The organism is Streptomyces sp. NRRL S-118, from assembly GCF_000716335.1.
Classification (GTDB): domain Bacteria; phylum Actinomycetota; class Actinomycetes; order Streptomycetales; family Streptomycetaceae; genus Streptomyces.
In genome coordinates this window covers 213,145-233,673 of sequence record NZ_KL591005.1, presented here as the reverse complement: position 1 = coordinate 233,673, position 20,529 = coordinate 213,145, and the positions used below count along the sequence as shown (strand labels likewise).

The window sequence follows — 20,529 nt, the reverse complement described above, 5'->3', positions numbered from 1 at the left end:
ACCGGAACCACCCGGCGCGGGCCCGGTCCACGCTGGGCCCATGAGCACCCCGTCCCTCGCCGGAGGTCCCGCAGGCCCCGACGCGCTGCGCCCCCTCGTCGACACCGTGCTCGACGCCCTGCACGAGGGCGCCGCCGCCCGCGTCGGCCCCCTGCCCCCCGGCGGCCCCGCGACCGTCACCGCCCACGTCCGCCGGACCCTCGCCGCCCCGCCCGCACCCACCGGACACGGCACCACGCCCCCGGACGCCGGCGCGATCCCGCACACCGGCACCGGGGAACACGAAGCCCTCCGCACCCTCACCCGCCTCCTCGCCCACGGCGCCGCCGACCCCGCACACCCCCACTGCGCCGCCCACCTGCACACCCCGCCGCTCGCCCTGGCCGCCGCCGCCGACCTCGCCGCCGCCGCGCTCAACCCGTCCCTCGACTCATGGGACCAGGCCCCCGCCGCCGCCGCGCTCGAGGAGGCCGTCACCCGCGCCCTGGCCACCGAGGTGCACCCCACCGGCCCCGACCCCGACGCCCTGGTCACCACCGGCGGCACCGAGGCCAACCAGCTCGCCCTGCTCCTCGCCCGCGAACGCCACGGCCGCCTCGGCGCCACCGTCCAGACGGTGTGCGGCGCCGGCACCCACCACTCCGTCCACCGCGCCGCCTGGCTCCTCGGCCTGCCCGAACCCGTCACCGTCCCCGCCCCCGACGGCACCCTCGACCTCACCGCCCTCGACGCCGTCCTCTCCGGCCTGCGCGGCCCCCTCCTCGTCACCGCCACCGCCGGCACCACCGACACCGGACGCATCGACCCGCTCACCGAGATCGCCGACCTGTGCGACGCCCACGGCGCCGAACTCCACGTCGACGCCGCGTACGGCGGCCCGCTGCTGTTCAGCGAGACCCGCCGCCACCTCCTCACCGGCCTCGACCGCGCCCGCACCGTCACCCTCGACCTGCACAAGCTCGGCTGGCAACCGCTCGCCGCCGGACTCCTCGCCGTACCCGACCGCGCCCTCCTGCGCCCCCTCGGCCACACCGCCGACTACCTCAACGCCGACGACGACACCGAAGCCGGCCTGCCCGACCTCCTCGGCCGCTCCCTGCGCACCAGCCGCCGCCCCGACATCTTCAAGATCGCCGTCACCCTGCGGGCCCTGGGCCGCACCGGAATGGGCGCACTCGTCGACCGGGTCTGCGACCTCGCCCAGCACCTCGCCGACCTCGTCGAGAAGCGCCCCGGCCTGGAACTCCACGAACGCCCCGCCCTCTCCACCGTGCTCTTCCGCCCGGCCCGCGCCGACGACACCGGCGTCGCCGCGATCCGCCGCACCCTCCTCACCGAAGGCCGCGCCGTCCTCGGCCGCGCCCGCGGCACCGACGGACGCCTCTGGCTGAAGGCCACCCTGCTCAACCCCCACACCACCCCCGACGACCTGGCACAGATCCTCAACCTCGTGGAAGGCAGCACCACCCGATGACCGCACCCGGACCCCAGAGCAACCTCGACCAGCCCCACGACCTGGTGGGCGTCGGCATCGGCCCGTTCAACCTCTCCCTCGCCGCCCTGGCCCACGGCGTCCCCGGCGGCCTCGCCACCGCCTTCTACGAGCAGCGCCCCACCTTCCGCTGGCACCCCGGGCTCCTCATCGAGGGCACCACCCTCCAAGTGCCCTTCCTCGCCGACCTCGTCACGCTCGCCGACCCCACCAGCCCCTGGTCGTTCCTCAACTACCTGCGCGGCCGCGAGCGCCTCTTCCCCTTCTACTTCGCCGAGAAGTTCCACATCCAGCGCGCCGAGTACGACGCCTACTGCCGCTGGGTCAGCGACCACCTGCCCGGACTGCACTTCGGCCACCAGGTCGACGCCGTCCGCTGGAACAACGAACGCGATGTCTTCGAGGTCGACTACACCCAGCTCGACGCGGGCGGCGAAGCCGAAGCCCTCGGCCGCACCCACGCCCGCCACCTCGTCCTCGGCGTCGGCACCGAGCCGTACATCCCCGAACCCCTCCGGCCCCTCGCCGCCGCCCCCACCGTCCCCGTCTTCCACTCCTCCGACTACCTGCACCACCGCAACCGGCTCGCCGCCGCCGACCACGTCACCGTCATCGGCTCCGGCCAGTCCGGCGCCGAGGTCTTCCTCGACCTCCTGCGCGCCCGCCCCGCCGGCGCCGAACGCATCCACTGGCTCGCCCGCACCGAAGCCTTCGCCCCCATGGAGTACTCCAAGCTCGGCCTGGAACACTTCACCCCGGACTACACCCGCTACTTCCACGCCCTGCCCGAGCACGTCCGCAACGAGCTCGTCCCCCGCCAGTGGCAGCTCCACAAGGGCATCGACGCCGACACCATCGCCGCCATCCACGACGAGCTCTACCGCCGCAGCCTCGACGGCGGCTGGCCCGACGCCGTCCTCACCCCCGGCGTCCACGTCCGCACCGCCGGCCGCCTCGCCACCACCAAGGTCGAACTGCACGTCGAGCACGTCCAGCAGGGCACCCGCGACCGCATCGTCACCGACGCCGTCGTCCTCGCCACCGGCTACCGCGAGCGCCCCCTGGACGGCATCCTCGCCGGCCTCGACCCCTACCTGCGCCGCGACGCCGCAGGCCGGCCGCGCATCGACGACCAGTACCGGCTCGTCCTCGACCCGTCCGTCACCGGCGCCGTCCACGTGCAGAACGCCGAGACGCACACCCACGGCGTCGGCACACCCGACCTCGGCCTCGCGGCCTGGCGCGCCGCCACCATCCTCAACTCCCTCACCGGCAAGGAGCCCTACCCGCTGCCCCGCCGCACGGCGTTCACCAGGTTCGGGCTCCTGCCGGAGCAGCGACGCTAGAGGGTGCCGCACAGTCCCGTCCGCCCGGCGGGCGGGACCGTGCGGACACGACGCAGGGGGCGTCTAGAAGACCGGGACCCCGTCCCGGGTCAGCTTCCAGCCCACCGACGCGAACGCGGCCGGGTCCACCGTCCCCTTCGCCTGCACCCACTGGATGATCGTGTTGCGGATCTCGTCCGAGTTCGCCCACAGCTGCTGCGCCGCGGCGACGTGCGGGAACGCGCCCCCGCCGCTCGCCCGGTAGTTGTTCACCGCCAGCACGAACCGCGCCGCCGGGTCGAGCGGCTCGCCCTCGAACGACAGGTTCACGATCCGCGAACCGGCCGGCCGGGCGATGTCGATCTCGTACGTCAGCCCGTACACGGCGTCGTAGTTGTAGTCCGGCGTGCCGCCCGCGTTGGTCAGCTTCGCCGTGTCGACCGGCGCGCCGGCCGGCGTCTGGACGTAGTACCGCGCCGAGTACTCCAGGTAGTCCTTCAGCTGGGCACCCGTCATCAGCCGGGCCTCCAGCGTGTTCTCGAACGGGTACAGCCCCGCCGCGTCGCGGATGGTCACCCGGCCGGCCGGGATCTTCGCCGTACGGGAGAAGCAGGACGCCTGCGACAGCACCGGCAGCCCCGCGTACGCGCCGCCCGCCAGCGCCGCCTTCACCGTCTCCGCCTGCACATGGTTGATCAGGTCGATGATCGGCTCGTCCTTCCACGGCGCGTCGGCCGTGGACATGGTGGCGGTGGAGGTGCCGATGACCTGGTTGACGTACGCCACGACCTTCTCGTGCTCGTCACCGAGCAGCTTGACGATCTCCGGGTCCTCCTCGACGGTGTTGGAGTTCAGCACCTGCGCGCCGACCGTCTCCACCACCCAGCGGCCCTTCCGCCACACCAGACCGAAGTCGAAGAGGGTCAGCCGCTGCCCCCACTTGAGCGGCTCGGACAGGACGACGTCCCGGCCCGACTCCTTGTTCTTCACCCGGTACTCCGGGATCTCGGTGTGCGCGTGCCCCACCAGGATCGCGTCGATGCCCGGCACCTGCTCCGCCACGAGCGCCGCGGCGTTCTCGATGTACGGCAGCTGGTCCCCGTACGACGACGTCCCGCTCGACCCCGAGTGAGCCGACACGATCACCACGTCCGCGCCCATCGACCGCAGCTTCGGCACCCACTTCGCGGCCTGCTCCTCCAGCCCCGGGAACACCATCCGGCCGCTGACGTTCGCCTTGTCCCAGATCGCGATACCGGGATTGGTGAGACCGAGCACCGCCACCCGCACATCCCGCCCGCACGGCGTACGCAGCCGGTGCATGCTGTACGGCGGGAACGCCGGCCGCAGCGTCTTCGCGTCCAGCGCGTTGGCGCCCAGCAGCGGGAAGTCGCACTGCTCCTGGAACTTCCGCAGCACCGGTATGCCGTAGTTGAACTCGTGGTTGCCCAGCGCGGCGGCGTCGTACCCGATGGCGTTCATGGCCTGCGCCATGGGATGCACCGGACCGCGGCGCGCCGTGATCGGGTCGACCTTCGCGTAGTAGTACGACAGCTGGGTGCCCTGGATGGTGTCACCCGCGTCGATGAGGAGCGTGTTGCGGCGGCCCTTCGCCGCCCGCACCTGCTCCACGAGCGTCGAGATCTTCGCGAGGCCGACGTCGTTGTGCGCCTTGTCGTCGAACTCCTTGTCCGTGAAGTAGTCCCAGTTGAACACGTTGCCGTGGAGGTCGGTGGTGCCCATGACGGTGAAGGAGTACCGCTTCTCCCCGCCCTTCTCCGGAGCGGCCGCGGCGGGTTCCGCGACGGCCCCGGCCAGGGCCGCACCAGCACCTGCGGCGACCGACCGCTCCAGGAAGGTCCTACGGTCCAGCGGCATGAGCATCTCCTTCGTTCCGTCGCACAACGCGCGTAGATTCTGACGCAGCGGCGCTCCCGCCGGATAGGTGTGCCAGGTTTCGATCTGATGACCACGAGGAAAGGGACCCGCCATGACCAGTGACCTGCCGTACGGAACCGCCGAGGCCCCGCGCGTCGCCGTGCGCGGCGAAGCCCACCTGGAGGTCGACCCCGAAGTCGCCCGCATCGCCATCACGGTCGGCGCACGCGGGAAGGACCGGCGCAGCGCCCTCGAGGACCTGACCCGCCGCAACACCGCCGTGGCCGACCTCGTCAAGACCTACGGCGACGCCGTCGAGAAGCTCGAGACCGGCGCCTTCTCCATCAGCCCCGAACTGACCGGACACGGCAAGGGCGAACGCGTCCGCGCCTACCACGGCCGCGTCCACCTCACCGCCGAACTCACCGACTTCACGGCCCTCGGCGAACTGACGACCCGCCTCGCCGACATGGAACTCACCCGCGTGGACGGCCCCTGGTGGGCACTGCGCCCCGACTCACCCGCCCACGGCGAGGCCCGCCGCCAGGCCGTCAGGGAAGCGGTCCAGCGCGCCCGCGAGTACGCCGACGCCCTCGGCACCCGCCTCGCGGCCCTCGTCGAACTCGCCGACCTCGGCGCCGAGAACACCTCCCCCTACCCCGCCGTCCCCGGCACCCGGGCCGGCGCGCCCCGCATGGCCTTCGCCGCCGAAGCCACCGAAGCGGCCCCCTCCCTCGACCTCGAACCGCAGCGCCAGACCGTCACGGCCCAGGTGAACGCACGCTTCACCATGCACCCCCCTCAGCTGTAGCCGCCCCTTCGCGGGCGCCGCACCCGGCAGGCCCCGCCGGCCCACGGGTGACCTCACCCGCGCGGGGGATTCACCGCTCCAGCAGCGCGAAGACCCGGCGCGCCTCCGCCTCGTGCGCCTGCGCCACCGCGTCCACACCGGCGCCGGACAGCACGCGGTCCAGCAGCCGGGTGAACAACAGCCGCAGCGCCGCGCCCAGTTGAGCCGCCTCGGCGCGCGGTGCGATGTCCTCCGCGGCGGCCGCGGCCGCGGCCTCGTCCCCGGCAACCGCCCCTGCCCGGTGCCACTCCGCCACCAGGACCTCCGCCAGCGCCGCCTCGCGCTGGTCGTGGAACTCCCGCAGCCGCGCGAGCAGGACCGGACTGCCGGCCAGCATCCGCGCGAACGGTTCCGGAGCGAAGCCGATGACCGGGTCGCGCCGCGCCACCGCCGCCAGGTAGTCGTCCCGCAGCGCCGCCACCGGTGACGTATCCGGCGCCCGCCCGGCCACCACCCGAGCCGGCCCGGCCACGAAGTCCTCGCTCAGATCGAGGACCAGGTCCTCCTTGCGCGGGAAGTAGTTCGTGACCGTCATCTTCGCCACGCCCGCCGCCGCGGCCACGTCCGCGATCGTCACCCGGTCGAAGCCCCGCTCGATGAACAGGCCCGTCGCCGCGTCCGAGATCGCCTGCCTGGTCTGCTGCTTCTTCTGCTCCCGCAGGCCCTGTGCCGTGTTCATGGAACCACCCTCTCATAGGTCGAACCCAAATTTATGCTTGACCTAGAGGATAGGTCGAGCATAACTTTATGTCGCACCAAAAGACAGGGAAGGGCACCCGCTTGAACGACTACCTCCGCTCCATCGGCCGCACCCCCCTCCTCACCGCCGCCCAGGAAGTCGAACTGGGCCACCGCGTCCAGGCCGGCCTCCGCGCCGAAGAACGCATCGCCGCCACCGGCACCCCCACCCCCGAACTCGAACACCTCGTCCGCGACGGGCGCCGCGCCAAGAACCACATGCTGGAGGCCAACCTCCGCCTCGTCGTCTCCGTCGCCAAACGCCACACGAACCGCGGCCTCCCCTTCGCCGACCTCGTCCAGGAAGGCAACCTCGGCCTCCTCCGCGCCATCGAGAAGTTCGACCCGACCAAGGGCTTCAAGCTCTCCACCTACGCCACCTGGTGGATCAAACAGGCCATCGGCCGCGCCCTCGCCGACCAGTCCCGCACCATCCGCATCCCCGTCCACATGGTCGAGGAGATCAACCGGCTCGCCCGCGTCCGGCACGACCTGACCGCCACCCTCGACCGCGAACCCACACCCCGCGAACTCGCCACCGCCCTCGACATCACCGCCGAACGCGTCACCCGGCTCCAGCGCTACGACCGCACCCCCGTCTCCCTCCACACCCCCCTCGGTGACGCCGCCGGTGACGGCGAACTGGGCGACGTCATCGAGGACACCACCACCCCCACCGCCGAGGACGTCGTCGGCGCCGACCTCCTGCGCGCCCACCTCCGCGCCCTCCTCGGCAAGTTCACCGAACGCGAAGCCGGCGTCATCACCCTCCGGTACGGCCTCGACGGCGGCGAGCCGCGCACCCTCGAAGACATAGGCAAGGTCTACGGCGTCACCCGGGAACGCATCCGGCAGATCGAAGCCAAGACCATGTCGAAACTCCGCCACCCCAGCCGCTCCAAGGGGCTGCGCGGCTATCTCGTCTCATGAGACGACACCCCCTGAACGACGCTCATCGGAGCGGGCCCCCGCACAATTCAACACTTGTCAATAACCTTTCACGGAAAGGTTGTTGAGTCGTCATGCGCGGCCAATTCTCTACCCGCCGGTAAGCCCTAGGGTCGAACCATGCGCCGAGCAAAAATCGTCTGTACCCTGGGGCCCGCCACCGACACATACGACCAGATCAAGGCACTGGTCGAGGCCGGAATGGACGTCGCCCGCCTCAACCTCAGCCACGGCTCCTACGCCGAGCACGAGGAGCGTTACCAGCACGTACGCAAAGCCTCCGACGAAACCGGCCGCAGCGTCGGCGTACTCGCCGACCTTCAAGGCCCGAAGATTCGCCTCGGACGCTTCCGCGAAGGCCCCGTACTCCTCGAACGCGGCGACACGTTCACCATCACCGTCGAAGCCGTCGAAGGCGACCGCCACCTCTGCGGCACCACCTACGACGGCCTCGCCGGCGACGTCACCCCCGGCGAACGCATCCTCGTCGACGACGGCCGCGTCGCCCTCGAAGTCACCTCCGTCGACGGCCCCCGCGTCCACACCACCGTCGTCGAAGGCGGCATGGTCTCCGACAACAAGGGCCTCAACCTTCCCGGCGTCGCCGTCTCCGTCCCCGCCCTCTCCGAAAAGGACATCGACGACCTCCGCTGGGCCCTGCGCACCGGCGCCGACGTCATCGCCCTCTCCTTCGTCCGCAGCGGACGCGACATCGAGGACGTCCACCGGGTCATGGACGAAGAGGGCCGCCGCGTCCCCGTCATCGCCAAGATCGAAAAGCCGCAGGCCGTCGACAACATCGACGACATCGTCGCCGCCTTCGACGGCATCATGGTCGCCCGCGGCGACCTCGGCGTCGAAATGCCCCTCGAACAGGTACCGATCGTCCAGAAGCGCGCCGTCAAACTCGCCAAGCGCAACGCCAAACCGGTCATCGTCGCCACCCAGATGCTCGACTCGATGATCGACAACTCCCGCCCCACCCGCGCCGAGGCCAGCGACGTCGCCAACGCCGTCATCGACGGCACCGACGCCGTCATGCTCTCCGGCGAGACCAGCGTCGGCAGGTACCCCATCGAAACGGTCCGCACCATGGGCCGCATCGTCGAAGCCGCCGAGGAGGACATCCTCGCCAAGGGCCTCACCCCCCTGACCGAACGCAACAAGCCCCGCACCCAGGGCGGCGCCGTCGCCCGCGCCGCCGCCGAGATGGGCGACTTCCTCGGCGCCAAGTACCTCGTCGCCTTCACCCAGTCCGGCGACACGGTCAAGCGCCTCTCCCGCTACCGCTCCCCGATCCCCCTGCTCGCCTTCACCCCGGACCCGGCCACCCGCTCCCAGCTCACCCTCACCTGGGGCGTGGAGACCTTCCTCGGCCCGCACGTGGACTCGACCGACGCGATGGTCGCGCAGGTCGACGAACAGCTCACCCGGATCGGCCGCTGCCGCGAGGGCGACCTCGTCGTCATCACCGCCGGCTCCCCGCCCGGCGTCCCCGGCTCCACGAACCTGGTCCGCGTCCACCGCATCGGCGACCGGGTCACGTGACGCGACCTCAGTGCTTCGGCCCGACGTGGGCGTCCATCAACGCGACGGACGCCCGTCGGGCGACGGAGATGTTGTACGGGTTCCCGCCCCGTGAGCAGCGCGTCCACTCGACCCCGAGCCGGTCGAGGGTGTCGGTGCAGAGCCGCCGGATGTCGTCGGACACGTTGGTGAAGAAGTACCGCGGATATTCGTAGCGCTTCACCGCGCCGCCGACCCTGCGCGTGGTCCAGTTGGTGATCCGGCACCCGTCGGAGTGGATGAGCCCCCGGACGAACCCCCACGGATGCGTGTCGACGATGTCCTGCTGCCACCCCTCCAGCGCGATGCGGCGCTCGTGCTTCCTGCCGGGGCCGTGCTGGGGGAAGAGGCACGTCCAGTGCTTGCTGGCACACGCGACGGAGACGTACCCGTCGTGCTGCACGCGGTGGACGCTGTTGTACGGGCGGACGGACCGCATCGCTTCTTCGCAGGCATCGATCAGGCCGGGCCAGCTGTTCGCGCAGGCGATGCGCAGGTAGTGGACGCCCCTGCGGTGCGCGCTCAGGCAGCCGTCACCCAGGTAGAGGCCCAGGAGATAGGCGTACGCGGCCGGGTCCTCGGGCTCGCCCGGCGCGTCCCGGCATCTGGGGCAGGGCTCGCCGTTGGGGACCAGCGGCTCGATCCGCGTCCGCCAGGCGCGGAGGGCGGCCCGCGAAATGCCGGTCTCCTTGCTGACGGAATTGAGGCTCCGGCCCTGCTCGACCAGCGCGAGGGCGTGTCTGCGGGTGCGCACGTCGTACATGCGGTCGAGAATTGCGGCCCCGTTGCCGGGTGCGGGGGGAACCGGGCGAAGTTACCGCGTTCGAGTGGGGCCAGGCGCTCAGATCGCGACCATGGAATCGAAGGAAAAGTGCCCCGGGTCGGACTCGAACCGACACTGTATGGGTTTTGAATCCATTGCCTGCTGCCAATTGGGCTACCGGGGCTCGCAGAATCGAAGGTTAACCTCGACCCGCTGCGTGTCCACCATACCGTAGCTAGGTAGGCTCATGGGGAGCTGTACCAGCCTTGGAACGAGGAGCCTACGTGACCGCCCCCGAGTCGCCCCAGCCCATCGCCGACGACGACATGTCGCACGTCCCGCCGATGACGACCCGCGTGGTCATCGCCGAGGACGAGGCCCTCATCCGCCTCGACCTGAAAGAGATGCTCGAGGAGGAGGGCTACTCCGTCGTCGGCGAGGCCGGTGACGGCGCCCGCGCCGTCGAGCTGGCCCGCGAGCACCGGCCCGATCTGGTGATCCTGGACGTGAAGATGCCCGTCCTCGACGGGATCTCCGCCGCCGAGAAGATCGCGGGCGAGTCCATCGCGCCGGTGCTGATGCTCACCGCCTTCTCGCAGCGCGAGCTCGTGGAGCGGGCGCGGGACGCCGGGGCCATGGCGTACCTGGTCAAGCCGTTCAGCAAGAGCGACGTCGTACCGGCCATCGAGATGGCGGTGTCGCGGTTCGCGGAGCTGAAGGCGCTGGAGAAGGAGGTCGCCGACCTCGCGCAGCGGCTGGAGACGCGGAAGCTGGTGGACCGGGCGAAGAGCATCCTGCAGACGCAGTACGGCTTGTCGGAGCCCGCCGCGTTCCGCTGGATCCAGAAGACGTCGATGGACCGGCGCATGTCGATGCAGCAGGTGGCGGAGGCGGTCATCGAGGACGCCGAGGAGAAGAAGGCGGCGAAGGGCCAGTAGGCCCGCCCGGACGTACGCGCCCGGACGTACGAAGGGGCCCGCCCCGCGGCAGTGATGCGCGCGGGGCGGGCCCTTTCGTGGTCGTGGGGCTCAGTCCTCGCCGAGGTACGTCTTGCGGACGGACTCGTCGTGGAGCAGGTCCTGACCGGTGCCCGACAGCTTGATCGTGCCGGTCTCCATCACGTACGCCTGGTCCGCGAGGGAGAGCGCGGCCTGGGCGTTCTGCTCGACGAGCAGGATGGTGGTGCCCTGGGCCTTGAGCGCGCTGATCGTTTCCATGATCTTCTGCATCATGATCGGGGAGAGGCCCATGGAGGGCTCGTCGAGCATGAGCAGCTTGGGCTGGGACATGAGCGCCCGGCCCATGGCGAGCATCTGCTGCTCACCGCCGGACAGGGTGCCCGCGGCCTGCTTCCGGCGTTCCCCGAGGATGGGGAAGAGGTCGTAGGCGCGCTGGATGTCCTTTTCGATGCCGGCCTTGTCGCTGCGCAGGAAGGCGCCGAGCTGGAGGTTCTCGGCGATGGACAGGCGGGGGAAGATGTGCCTGCCTTCGGGGGAGTGGGCCATGCCCAGGGCGACGATCTTGTGGGCGGGGATGCCGTTGAGCACCTGCCCGTCGAAGTGGATCTTGCCGCCGGAGGGCTTGAGGAGCCCGGAGAGGGTGCGCAGCGTGGTGGTCTTGCCGGCGCCGTTGGTGCCGATGAGGGTGACGACCTGGCCGGCCTGGACCGAGAAGGAGATGCCCTTGACGGCTTCGATCTTGCCGTAGGCGACCCTGAGGTCCTCGACTTCGAGGAGTGCGGTCACTTGGTGTCTCCTTCGGTGGTGGTGCTGTCCGCGGAGGTGTCGGGGTCCGCGGTGGCGTCGCTGTCCGCCGCCTCGGGGCGGGCTGCTTCGCCGTCGCCGTCGGCAGCTTCGCCGTCGGCGGCCTCGGCCTCGGTCGCGGCTTCGGCCTGCTCGGCCTGCTCGGCCTCCTCGGCCTCCTCGGCTTCCTCGGCCTGCTGGGCCACCGCGGCCGCCTCGGCGGCGGTGGCGGCGGCTCCGGACGCGGTGCCGGCGGCGGCCGCGGCCTCCGCCGGTGCGTCGGTGTCACCGGACGCGTCGGTCTCCGGGGTGTCCGTCGCGTCGGTGTCCGCAGCCTTCGGGCCCTCCGGGGCCTCGGCGGCGGCAGCCGCCTCCGGGGCGTCCGTGCCTGCCGCCGTCTCCGCCGCGGCGACCTCCGCCGCCTCCTCCGCGCCCGGTTCGCCCTCGAAGGGGGTGCCGAGGTACGCGGCGACGACGCGCTCGTCGCCCTGGACGACGGACGGCGTGCCCTCGATGAGCTTCTGGCCCTGGACGAGGCAGGCCACCCGGTCGCAGAGGTTGAAGATGAAGCGCATGTCGTGCTCGATGACGAGCACGGCGATGCCCTTGTCGCGGATCGCGAAGATGAGTTCCTCCGCGGCCCGCGTCTCCTGCGGGTTCATGCCGGCCGTGGGCTCGTCGAGCAGGATCAGGCCGGGCTCGCTCGCGAGGGCGCGGGCGATCTCCAGCTTGCGCTGCTCGCCGTAGGGGAGGTTGCGGGCGAGGTGGTCGGCCTTGTGCTCCAGGCCGATGAACTCCAGCAGTTCCATGGCCCGGGCGTGCGAGGCGGCTTCGGCCTTCTTGAAGCCGGGGCCGCGCAGCAGTGCGGACCAGAGCCCTTCCTTGGTCCGGGTGTGGCGTCCGACGAGGACGTTCTCCAGGACCGTCATGTTGGCGAAGAGCCGGATGTTCTGGAAGGTGCGGGCGATGCCTGCCTGGGTGACGAGGTGGGGCTTGGGCGGCAGCACGGTGCCCTTGTAGGAGACCTTGCCCTCGGTGGGGATGTAGAGGCCGGTGAGGCAGTTGAAGAAGGTGGTCTTGCCGGCGCCGTTGGGGCCGATGAGACCGACGATCTCGCCCTCGCGGACGGTGAGGTCGACCGAGCGCACGGCGGTGAGGCCGCCGAAGCGCATGGTGACGCCGCTGGCTTCGAGGACCGGGGCGGCCTCTGCGGTCTTGGTCGTGGTGGTGGTCGTCATGTCGTTCACGCCCCCGCCTTCGTGGTGCCGACGGCGGAGTCGGGCAGCTTGTCGTCGGGTACGTCGAGTTGGCCGGTCTCGTGGTATTCGAGCTGGGCGCGGCGGTTGGCGATGAGGCCCTCGGGGCGGAAGCGCATCAGGATGATGAGCGCGATGCCGAAGCCGAGGAGCTGGTAGTCCTGGAGGAACTGGAGCTTCGCCGGGATCATGTAGAGCAGGGCGGCGCCGATGAGCGGTCCGCTGATGGTGCCCATGCCGCCGAGGATGACGGCGGCCAGGAGGAACGCCGAGTTGGGCGGTACGGGGCCGGCGAAGACGTACATCTCCGGGACCACGGTGCTCTGGACGTGTGCCTGGACGGTGCCGGCCACGCCGGCGAGGGTGGCGCCCAGGGCGAAGGCGATGAGCTTGACCCGGAAGCCGTTGATGCCCATGGCGGTGGCGGCGGTCTCGTCCTCGCGGATGGCGACCCAGGCCCGGCCGATGCGGGAGTTGCCGGCGCGGCTGAAGACGAGGACCACGAGGATCATCGCGAGCAGCATCAGCAGGTAGTAGTTGGCGTACGAGCCGAGCTCGAAGCCGAGGATGGTGTGGGACTCGCCGAAGTCGTACCCGAAGAAGACGAGGTCGGGGATGTTGGGGATGCCGTTGGGGCCGTTGGTGACCTGGGGGCCGGAGACGCCGTCCAGGTTGCCGACGGCGATGCGGAAGATCTCGCCGAAGCCGAGGGTGACGATGGCGAGGTAGTCGCCGCGCAGCCGCAGGGTCGGGGCGCCGATGACGACACCGAAGACGAGGGACACGACGGCGCCGGTGAGGACGGCGGCCCAGAACGGGAACTGGATGTCGAAGGCGGAGGCGGTGGTGCCGGAGACCAGGGCCGCGGTGTACGCGCCGACGCCGAGGAATGCGACGTATCCGAGGTCGAGCAGGCCGGCGAGGCCGACGACGATGTTCAGGCCGAGGGCGACGGTGGCGAAGATGAGGATGTTGACCGCGATCAGGGTGAACTGGTCGGTGGTCTGGGTGAAGGGGAAGGCCGCGGCGGCGACGAACGCGGCGGCCACCGTGATGGACCGGTACTTCGCGGTGAGGGCCGAGAGCCGTGCCATGAGGCCGGCCTTGAAGATGGCGGCGATGGCGAAGCCGGTGGTGATGAGGTAGCCGGTGAAGAGTTCGGCGTACTCGGTGTCGATGCCGTAGGTGACGACGTACAGGCCGAGGCCGAAGGCGGCGACGATCACGAGGATCTCGGCCCAGGAGGGCAGTGCCTTGGGCCGCTGGGCCTTGCGGGTGTCGTCGGGGAGGAGGAAGGCGACGGCGGGGATGGCGGAGGCGACCGCTGCCACGTAGGCGCCGGGGTCGAGGTGCGCGAGCCCGCCGAGTTCGACCGCGATGGCGATCACGGTGAACCAGGTGGTGCCGAAGGCGCCGAGGGCCAGCAGTTGCAGGGCCTTGGTGGTGCCGGTGGGCGCGAGCCAGCGCAGGCCCCGGACATCGAGTGCGGCGAGGGCGTACACGACGGTGAGGAGGCCGGCGACCAGGGTGAGGACCTGGAGACCGCCGGGGTACCCGTAGACGGTGAGGTCGCCGGGGAAGGCGTCGGTGTAGGTCCAGGCGAGGAAGGTGCTGGCGATGGTGGCCAGGCCGCCGGCGGCGATGGTCCAGCGCAGCGTGGTGACACGGGAGGTGTCGTCGGCCGGGGTGGCGTCGGTGACCTTGAGGGTGTCGGTTGTCATGGCTCTCACGCCCGATCCGCGACGCGCTCGCCGAGCAGGCCCTGCGGCCTGACGAGGAGCACGACGATGAGAAGTACGAATGCCCAGACGTTGGCCCAGGCGCCGCCGCCGAGCTGCTGCATGCCGGGGATCTCTTCGATGTAGGCGATCGAGAGGGACTCGGCGAGGCCGAGGACGACTCCGCCGACCATCGCGCCGTAGATGTTGCCGATGCCGCCGAGGACGGCGGCGGTGAAGGCCTTGAGTCCGAGGATGAAGCCCATCTCGAAGTTGATCTGGCCCTTGTCGAGTCCGTAGGCGACCGCGGCGACCGCGGCGAAGGCGGCGCCGATGGCGAAGGCCATCACGATGATGCGGTCGGTGTTGATGCCCATCAGCTTCGCGGTGTCCGGGTCCTGTGCCGTGGCCTGCATGGCGCGGCCGCTGCGGCTCTTGGAGACGAAGAGGCCGAGGGCGAGCATGCACAGGGGGGCGAGGACGAGGACGAAGAGGTCGGCGCGCTGGATGTACAGGTTGTCGAGGAGCTTGAACGACTCGCCCTGGAACTCGGGGAAGCTGCGCGGCTTCTTCGCGTCGGGGTAGAAGCCCCAGACGAGCTGCTGGAGGACGATCGAGAGGCCGATCGCCGTGATCAGCGGGGCCAGCCGGGGTGCGCTGCGCAGGGGGCGGTAGGCGAAGCGTTCGGCGGCGGTGGCCACGGCGACGGAGGCGAGGGCGCCGCCGACGATCATGAGCGGGATGGCCACCAGGAGGGATGTCCCGCTGGGGAGTACGAGGTATGCAGTGAGGGCGCCGAAGCCCCCGATCATGAAGATCTCGCCGTGGGCGAAGTTGATGAGCTGGACGATGCCGTACACCATCGTGTACCCGATGGCTATGAGGCCATAAAGGGCGCCGAGGGCAAGGCCGTTGGCCAGCTGTTGCGGCAGTTCGTTCACCGCAGGGCCTCCGATGAGCTTGTCGGATATGACACCGCGCGAGGGCGCTGTTTGCGCCCTCGCGCGGCTTGGATCAGGTGGAGCGGGGCGGTGCGGCGGATCAGTCCTCGAACGTGGCGCTCTTGACGTCCTTCCAGGTGGTCCCTTCCACCTTGTAGACGGTGAGCTGCTTGTTCGTGGTGTCGCCGTACTCGTCGAAGGCGACCTTGCCGGTCACGCCGTCGAAGGAGACCTTGGCCATGGCCTCGACGACCTTCTCGCGGGCGTCGGTGGGGAGCTTGCCGTCGTTGGCGGCGACGACGGCCTTGACGGCCTGGATGATGGCCCAGCCGGCGTCGTAGGAGTAGCCGCCGTACGCCGCGTACGGGTCCTTGTAGCCGGCGGCCTTGTAGTCGTCGATGAACTTCTTGGCCGTCGGGAGCTTCTCGACCGGGTAGCCGATGGAGGTCGCGAGGTCACCGTCGTTCGCGACGCCGGAGGCGCTGATGAAGGCGGGGTCGTAGATGCCGTCGCCACCCATGGTGGGGATCTTGGCGCCCGTCTTCTTGATCTGGTCGGAGAGCAGGCCGCCCTCGGGGTACTGGCCGCCGAAGTAGACGGAGTCGGCGCCGGAGCTCTTGACCTTGTCGGCGGTGCTGGAGAAGTCGGTCTCCTTGACCGTCACGTGGTCGGTGCCGACGACCTTGCCGCCGAGGCGCTCGAACTCCTTGGAGAAGATCGCGGCGAGGCCGGCGCCGTAGGTCTGCTTGTCGTCGACGACGTAGACCTTGCGCTTCTTGGCGTCGTTGAAGAGGTACTGGGCGGCGAATTTGCCCTGGACGACGTCGGTGGCGGCGGTGCGGAAGTAGGTCTTGAAGGGGCGCTTGAACTCGCCCTTGCCCCAGTTGTCGCCCTGGCTGAGGGCCGGGTTGGTGTTGGCGGGGGAGACCTGCGTGACGCCGGCCTTCTCGAACACGCCCTGCATGGACTGGGCGACGCCGGAGTTCAGCGGGCCGACGACGCCGATGACGTCCTTGTTGCCGACGAGCTTGGTGGCGTTGGCCTGTCCGGAGGCCGGGACGGCCTGGTCGTCGAGGGCCTCGATCTTGAACTCGACGCCCGGGACCTCGTTGTTCTTGTTGGCGGTCTTGACCGCCAGGTCCACGGAGTTCTTGATGCCCTGGCCGAGCGCGGAAAGCGATCCGGTGAGCGGGGCGTCGACGCCGATGACCACGGTCGTCTTGCCGCCGCTGCTGTCCTTACCGCCCTTGCTGTCGTCGCGGGACCCACAGGCGGTGAGGGTGAGTGCCCCCGTGGTGATCACGGTGGTGAGTATGAGCAAGGAACGCTGTCGCACGTTGAATCCTTTCCCTGGCGCGGCCTCCTCGGAGTTGAGGTGCCGTGTGGTCGCCGGGCCGCACTGGGTTGGTACGCACTGGGTTGGTACGGGTCCGTGCAGCAGACGCGCCCGGCGGCGCGGTGACTGGCGGTGACTCTAGGCGCAGGTGGGGGAGTACGGGACCAGGGAACGTCAGGATGTGACTGTCTTGTTATGCCGGAGGGGAGAGTCGGTGCTGGTGGTGTGGACACATCCGGGCTTTCCGGTCGCCCCAGGTTGCCCACATAGTGAGAACGCCCAGTTCCGCTAAGGGGCTTGAGCGGATCTTGGTCCTGACAGGGGTGTGGGCCCGGACGGGCCTGGCGGGGGGTCGCGGGCCCGTTCGGGGTGCCGGTGCGGCCGGTGCGGCGGCCCCGGTTCCTCATTGCGCCACTGTTACGCAGTGTTACATCGGTGCGTGTCTTTTCGGCCGCTGTGATCCGGTGCCGGGGCCGGTCCCGGGGGTGGCCGGAGGGCGCCAGTTCTCGGAGCTGCCGGTCGCTCCCCGGGCCGCCTCGCAGCGGCGCCGGGTCTCCCGGTCGACGAGGCGTTCGGCCGCCTCCCGCCCCTCGCGCCGGTCGGTCGCGCGGGCTTCGGAGAGCACGTCGTCATGGATCTCCAGCTGCTCGTTGGACAGGCCCTTCTGTTCCCAGTCCAGCCCTGCCCAAGTGCTGCCTTTCAATGCCTCCTTGGCCCAATAGGAGACGAGACCGGTGCAGATGTCGGCCGGTGTGCTGCTGTGCGGTGCGGGGGATCCGGAATCCGAACACCCGCCTGCTGAAAGGAGGATGAGCAGAACGGCCGGGACCGCGAAGCCGGTCGCGGCGCGTCGTGAACCGGCTCCGCGCGTGTCCCTGAACCTCATGCCGCGCACGCTAGGCGGTCACCATGGGTCACGCAATGGCCTTTGCTTGTCCGGGTGTTGGGTCTGGTGCCGCTGAGGTGGAAGCGATGGAATGTCACCCGCGCCCACCGCGTGATCGTCACCCCCGCGGCCCCCTGGAGGCAGGCACGATGGCGAGACCCCAGCGCGTACGCGACGACGTACGCCCCTACCGCACCCACCGCCGGATCGGCCTCACGGCCCTGGCCGGATTACTGGTCGCGGCGCTGCCCGCACCGGCCGCGCAGGCCGGCGCGGCCGAGGCTCCGGCACTGCGCATCACCGACGGGCAGACCCGCCCGGTCTTCTCCCGCGCGGACGCCGTCCACCAGCTGGTCGACGTCGAAACGGAGACGGACAGTGACGAGGACGGCAAGCGGGACACCGTCCGGATGAGGATCCTGCGACCCCGCGAAACGGACACCGGACTCCGGGTCGCCACGATCATCGAAGCGAGTCCCTACTGGGGCGGCGGCAACGACGTCCCCTTCCACGAGGTCGACCTGGAGGAGGACGGCCTGCCCGGCGGTAAGGGGCACAAGGGCCTTCCGGGGCTTCTGCAGGGCACCGAGCTGCCCACCGGCGCCGCCGTCTCCGCCTCCTCGGTCGTCTTCCCGGGCTACACCGACAACTATTTCCTGCCCCGCGGGTACGCCGTGGCCCAGGTCGACAGCGTCGGAACGGGCGACTCGACCGGCTGCCCCACCTCCGGCGGCCGCGAGGAGACACTCGGCGCCAAGGCGGCGGTCGACTGGCTGAACGGACGGGCCCGCGGCTGGGACCCCGACGGCCGGCCGGTACGGGCCGACTGGTCCACCGGCAACGCGGCGATGATGGGGATCTCGTACAACGGCACTCTGCCCACCGCCGTGGCCGCCACCGGCGTCGAGGGCCTGAAGGCCGTCGTCCCGATCGCCGGGATCTCCTCCTGGTACGACTACTACCGGGCCGGCGGCGGCGTCGTCGCACCCGGCGGCTTCCAGGGCGAGGACACCGACGTCCTGGCCAAGGCCGTCTACAGCCGCGCCGACCGCGAGATCTGCAAGCCCGTCCTGGACCGCCTCACCGCCGGGCAGGACCGGATCACCGGCGACTACAGCCCCTTCTGGCGCGAGCGGGACTACCTGCCCGATGCACGGAAGATCAAGGCCGGGGTCTTCCTCGTCCACGGCCTCAACGACTGGAACGTCAAGACCCGGCACACCGCGCGGCTGTGGGAGGCCCTCGGCCGGCACGGCGTCCCGCGCAAACTGTGGCTGCACCAGGCCGGGCACAACAACCCCATGCCCCTGCGCATGGAGGAATGGCTGCGGCAGCTGCACCAGTGGTTCGACTTCTGGCTGTACGGCCTGGACAACGGTGCCCTCGACGAACCCGCGGTCGACGTCGAGCAGGCCGACTTCAGCTGGCGGCAGCAGCCGGCCTGGCCGGCGCCCGGCACCCGGCGGGTGACGCTGCGGCTGAACGCCGACGGCGGCCTGTCACCGCTCCCCGGCCGTCCGGCCCTGCGGACGCTGTACGACGCCGGCCGCACCCTGCGCGCCGAGCAGCTCGTCGCCGATCCCGGCACCGCCCACCCCAACCGCCTCGCCTGGACGACGGCACCCCTCCAGCGCGACCTGCGCCTCAACGGTGCGCCCGAGGTGTCGGTGCGGGCCTCGCTGGACGGCACCTCCCCTTACACGACGGCGCTGCTCGTCGACTACGGGACCGCCACCCGGGCGGTCGCCGGCACCGTCCAGGACACCTCCCGGCTCGTCTGCTACGGCGAGGGCATTCCCGGCGACACCGGCTGCACGTACCGGACGAAGCACCGCACCGAGACGGCCGACTTCAAGATCGTGACCCGGGGCTGGCTCGACATCCGCAACCGCGAGTCGGACGCCCGGCAGTCGCCGGTCGTCGAAGGCCGCGAGTACCGGCTGCGGTGGGCCATGCAGCCCCAGGACCACGTCGTCGAGAAGGGGCACCGGCTGGGCGTGGTGCTGATCTCCACCGACCACGACTACACGCTGCGCCACCCGGCGGGCACGCGGATGACGGTACGGGCCGGGCTCAGCAGCGTGACGCTTCCGGTGGCGCCCCCGGCCGGGGGGTGAGGCGGCGGTCCGCGGCTCCCCGCACCGGTGCGGGCGCGGCGCCGGCGGCCGCTGTATGTCCGCTGTACGGGCCGGTCTATGGCGCGTGAGTACCGTCGGCCGAAAGGAGGAGGGGAGTTCATGATGCCGTCATTGAGCAAGGTCGCGGACCGGGTGCTCGAGCATTTCGTGCCGAAGGCGACCGCATCCGCGGACACCAGCTGGTGGGAGTACTGCTACTGCACCGCCGACTGGCGCAAGATCTACCGCCTGTGTCACGTGGTGGGCGGAAGGACCTCGTGCGGCAAGTGCGAGAACGTCCGCTACATCGGCTGCTGACAGAACAGAAGTGCGGGCGGGCGGCACCGGCACGGTCCGGGCCGTCCGTCCTCGCGCATCACATTCGAGGACTTCGCGCATGACCTATGTCGCCTTCGCATGCCGGATTCTCCTGTTCGGTGTCTTCCTGCTGGCGCTCGCCGGAAAAGTACGCAGCAGAACCGCGTTCGACTCCTTCGCCCGGTCGATCACGGACCTGCGGCTCCTCCCGCGGAAGGTGTCGTCGGCGGCCGCCGCGGCGGTGATCGCCGGGGAGATCGCGGTGCTCCTGCTGCTCGTGCCCGCGCGGACGGCGGCCCTCGGGCTGGCCGCCGCGGTGCTCCTGCTGCTCGCGTTCACCGCGGGGATCGTGGTGGCGCTGCGCAACGGACGCCGCGCCCCGTGCCGCTGCTTCGGGGCTTCGGCCACTCCGCTGGGGCCGCTCCACGTGGTCCGCAACCTGATCCTGGCCGGCACGGGCGCGGCCGGCTTCGCGGTCGTGACCGCCGTGCCCGCCGCCGGATGGCCGGCTCATGCCGGCGGCGGCGCGGTCGCGGCGGTCGCGGCGGCCGTCGCGGCGCTGCTGGTCGCCCGGCTCGACGACCTGGCCGCCCTGTTCCGCTCCGGCCGGCCGGCCCCGGCCGCCGCCCGTCCACGCGCCGTCCACAAGTGAGGT

Annotated in this window: 17 protein-coding genes, 1 tRNA gene and 1 pseudogene; 9 read left to right on the top strand and 10 right to left on the bottom strand. The window is 70.8% G+C overall.

Translation table 11 applies throughout. The features are described 5' to 3' along the window. Nucleotides 1-40: 40 nt before the first annotated feature. A complete protein-coding gene (locus IH00_RS0112620; RefSeq protein ID WP_031072780.1) occupies nt 41-1,474 on the top strand; it encodes a pyridoxal phosphate-dependent decarboxylase family protein in 1,434 nt (477 codons plus the stop codon). Beyond that, entirely contained in the window at nt 1,471-2,838 is a 1,368-nt protein-coding gene (locus IH00_RS0112615; RefSeq protein WP_031072779.1) for a lysine N(6)-hydroxylase/L-ornithine N(5)-oxygenase family protein, read from the top strand. The genes IH00_RS0112620 and IH00_RS0112615 overlap by 4 nt, the downstream gene beginning before the upstream one ends. Before the next feature lie 63 nt (nt 2,839-2,901). Here IH00_RS0112615 and IH00_RS0112610 read toward each other — a convergent pair whose 3' ends face one another. After that, complete coding sequence (locus IH00_RS0112610) at nt 2,902-4,695, bottom strand: bifunctional metallophosphatase/5'-nucleotidase (RefSeq protein WP_031072777.1); 1,794 nt, start codon at nt 4,693-4,695, stop codon at nt 2,902-2,904. 112 nt (nt 4,696-4,807) lie between these two features. Between IH00_RS0112610 and IH00_RS0112605 the strand changes: the two genes are divergently transcribed. Continuing rightward, nucleotides 4,808-5,506 carry an SIMPL domain-containing protein gene (locus tag IH00_RS0112605; protein WP_031072775.1) on the top strand — a complete coding sequence of 233 codons (699 nt, stop codon included), beginning with the start codon at nt 4,808-4,810 and terminating at the stop codon, nt 5,504-5,506. 70 nt (nt 5,507-5,576) lie between these two features. Here IH00_RS0112605 and IH00_RS0112600 read toward each other — a convergent pair whose 3' ends face one another. Further along, nucleotides 5,577-6,224, bottom strand: coding sequence for a TetR/AcrR family transcriptional regulator (locus IH00_RS0112600; protein ID WP_031072774.1), 648 nt, complete (start codon nt 6,222-6,224; stop codon nt 5,577-5,579). A gap of 101 nt (nt 6,225-6,325) precedes the next feature. Between IH00_RS0112600 and IH00_RS0112595 the strand changes: the two are divergent. Both IH00_RS0112595 and pyk read left to right on the top strand, forming a co-directional pair. After that, nucleotides 6,326-7,213, top strand: a pseudogene (locus IH00_RS0112595) (RNA polymerase sigma factor); the annotation flags it as partial. A gap of 138 nt (nt 7,214-7,351) precedes the next feature. Next, nucleotides 7,352-8,779 carry a pyruvate kinase gene (gene pyk, locus IH00_RS0112590; protein ID WP_031072770.1) on the top strand — a complete coding sequence of 476 codons (1,428 nt, stop codon included), beginning with the start codon at nt 7,352-7,354 and terminating at the stop codon, nt 8,777-8,779. Between the two features lie 7 nt (nt 8,780-8,786). Here the strand turns inward: pyk and IH00_RS0112585 are convergent, their stop codons facing one another. Together IH00_RS0112585 and IH00_RS0112580 are read right to left on the bottom strand one after the other, a co-directional pair. Next, entirely contained in the window at nt 8,787-9,560 is a 774-nt protein-coding gene (locus IH00_RS0112585; RefSeq protein WP_031072768.1) for a hypothetical protein, read from the bottom strand. A 109-nt stretch (nt 9,561-9,669) separates the two neighbouring features. Beyond that, nucleotides 9,670-9,744: transfer RNA gene (locus tag IH00_RS0112580), tRNA-Leu, on the bottom strand. Between the two features lie 100 nt (nt 9,745-9,844). Between IH00_RS0112580 and IH00_RS0112575 the strand changes: the two genes are divergently transcribed. Next, nucleotides 9,845-10,498: an ANTAR domain-containing response regulator gene (locus IH00_RS0112575; RefSeq protein WP_031072765.1), complete on the top strand. Its 654-nt coding sequence runs from the start codon at nt 9,845-9,847 to the stop codon at nt 10,496-10,498. 90 nt (nt 10,499-10,588) lie between these two features. Here IH00_RS0112575 and IH00_RS0112570 read toward each other — a convergent pair whose 3' ends face one another. From IH00_RS0112570 to IH00_RS38905, 6 genes are all read right to left on the bottom strand, one after another. Then, complete coding sequence (locus IH00_RS0112570) at nt 10,589-11,305, bottom strand: ABC transporter ATP-binding protein (RefSeq protein ID WP_031072763.1); 717 nt, start codon at nt 11,303-11,305, stop codon at nt 10,589-10,591. After that, nucleotides 11,302-12,540 (bottom strand): ABC transporter ATP-binding protein, encoded by a 1,239-nt coding sequence (locus IH00_RS0112565; protein WP_078887716.1) that lies wholly within the window; start codon nt 12,538-12,540, stop codon nt 11,302-11,304. The genes IH00_RS0112570 and IH00_RS0112565 overlap by 4 nt, the downstream gene beginning before the upstream one ends. Before the next feature lie 5 nt (nt 12,541-12,545). After that, nucleotides 12,546-14,279 (bottom strand): branched-chain amino acid ABC transporter permease, encoded by a 1,734-nt coding sequence (locus tag IH00_RS0112560; RefSeq protein ID WP_031072759.1) that lies wholly within the window; start codon nt 14,277-14,279, stop codon nt 12,546-12,548. Nucleotides 14,280-14,284: 5 nt separating this feature from the next. Further along, nucleotides 14,285-15,217, bottom strand: coding sequence for a branched-chain amino acid ABC transporter permease (locus IH00_RS0112555; protein WP_031072758.1), 933 nt, complete (start codon nt 15,215-15,217; stop codon nt 14,285-14,287). A 100-nt stretch (nt 15,218-15,317) separates the two neighbouring features. Beyond that, nucleotides 15,318-16,553 (bottom strand): branched-chain amino acid ABC transporter substrate-binding protein, encoded by a 1,236-nt coding sequence (locus tag IH00_RS0112550; protein WP_031072756.1) that lies wholly within the window; start codon nt 16,551-16,553, stop codon nt 15,318-15,320. A gap of 427 nt (nt 16,554-16,980) precedes the next feature. After that, entirely contained in the window at nt 16,981-17,256 is a 276-nt protein-coding gene (locus tag IH00_RS38905) for a hypothetical protein (RefSeq protein WP_234334837.1), read from the bottom strand. Nucleotides 17,257-17,588: 332 nt separating this feature from the next. On the opposite strand from IH00_RS38905, the gene IH00_RS0112540 reads away from it, so the two are divergent. The 3 genes from IH00_RS0112540 to IH00_RS0112530 all read left to right on the top strand — a co-directional run bounded on the left by IH00_RS0112540 (nt 17,589) and on the right by IH00_RS0112530 (nt 20,526). After that, a complete protein-coding gene (locus tag IH00_RS0112540; protein ID WP_031072752.1) occupies nt 17,589-19,556 on the top strand; it encodes a Xaa-Pro dipeptidyl-peptidase in 1,968 nt (655 codons plus the stop codon). A gap of 120 nt (nt 19,557-19,676) precedes the next feature. Next, nucleotides 19,677-19,874 carry a hypothetical protein gene (locus IH00_RS0112535; RefSeq protein ID WP_031072750.1) on the top strand — a complete coding sequence of 66 codons (198 nt, stop codon included), beginning with the start codon at nt 19,677-19,679 and terminating at the stop codon, nt 19,872-19,874. Between the two features lie 79 nt (nt 19,875-19,953). Continuing rightward, nucleotides 19,954-20,526, top strand: coding sequence for a MauE/DoxX family redox-associated membrane protein (locus IH00_RS0112530; protein ID WP_052411348.1), 573 nt, complete (start codon nt 19,954-19,956; stop codon nt 20,524-20,526). The last annotated feature ends 3 nt before the right edge of the window (nt 20,527-20,529 follow it).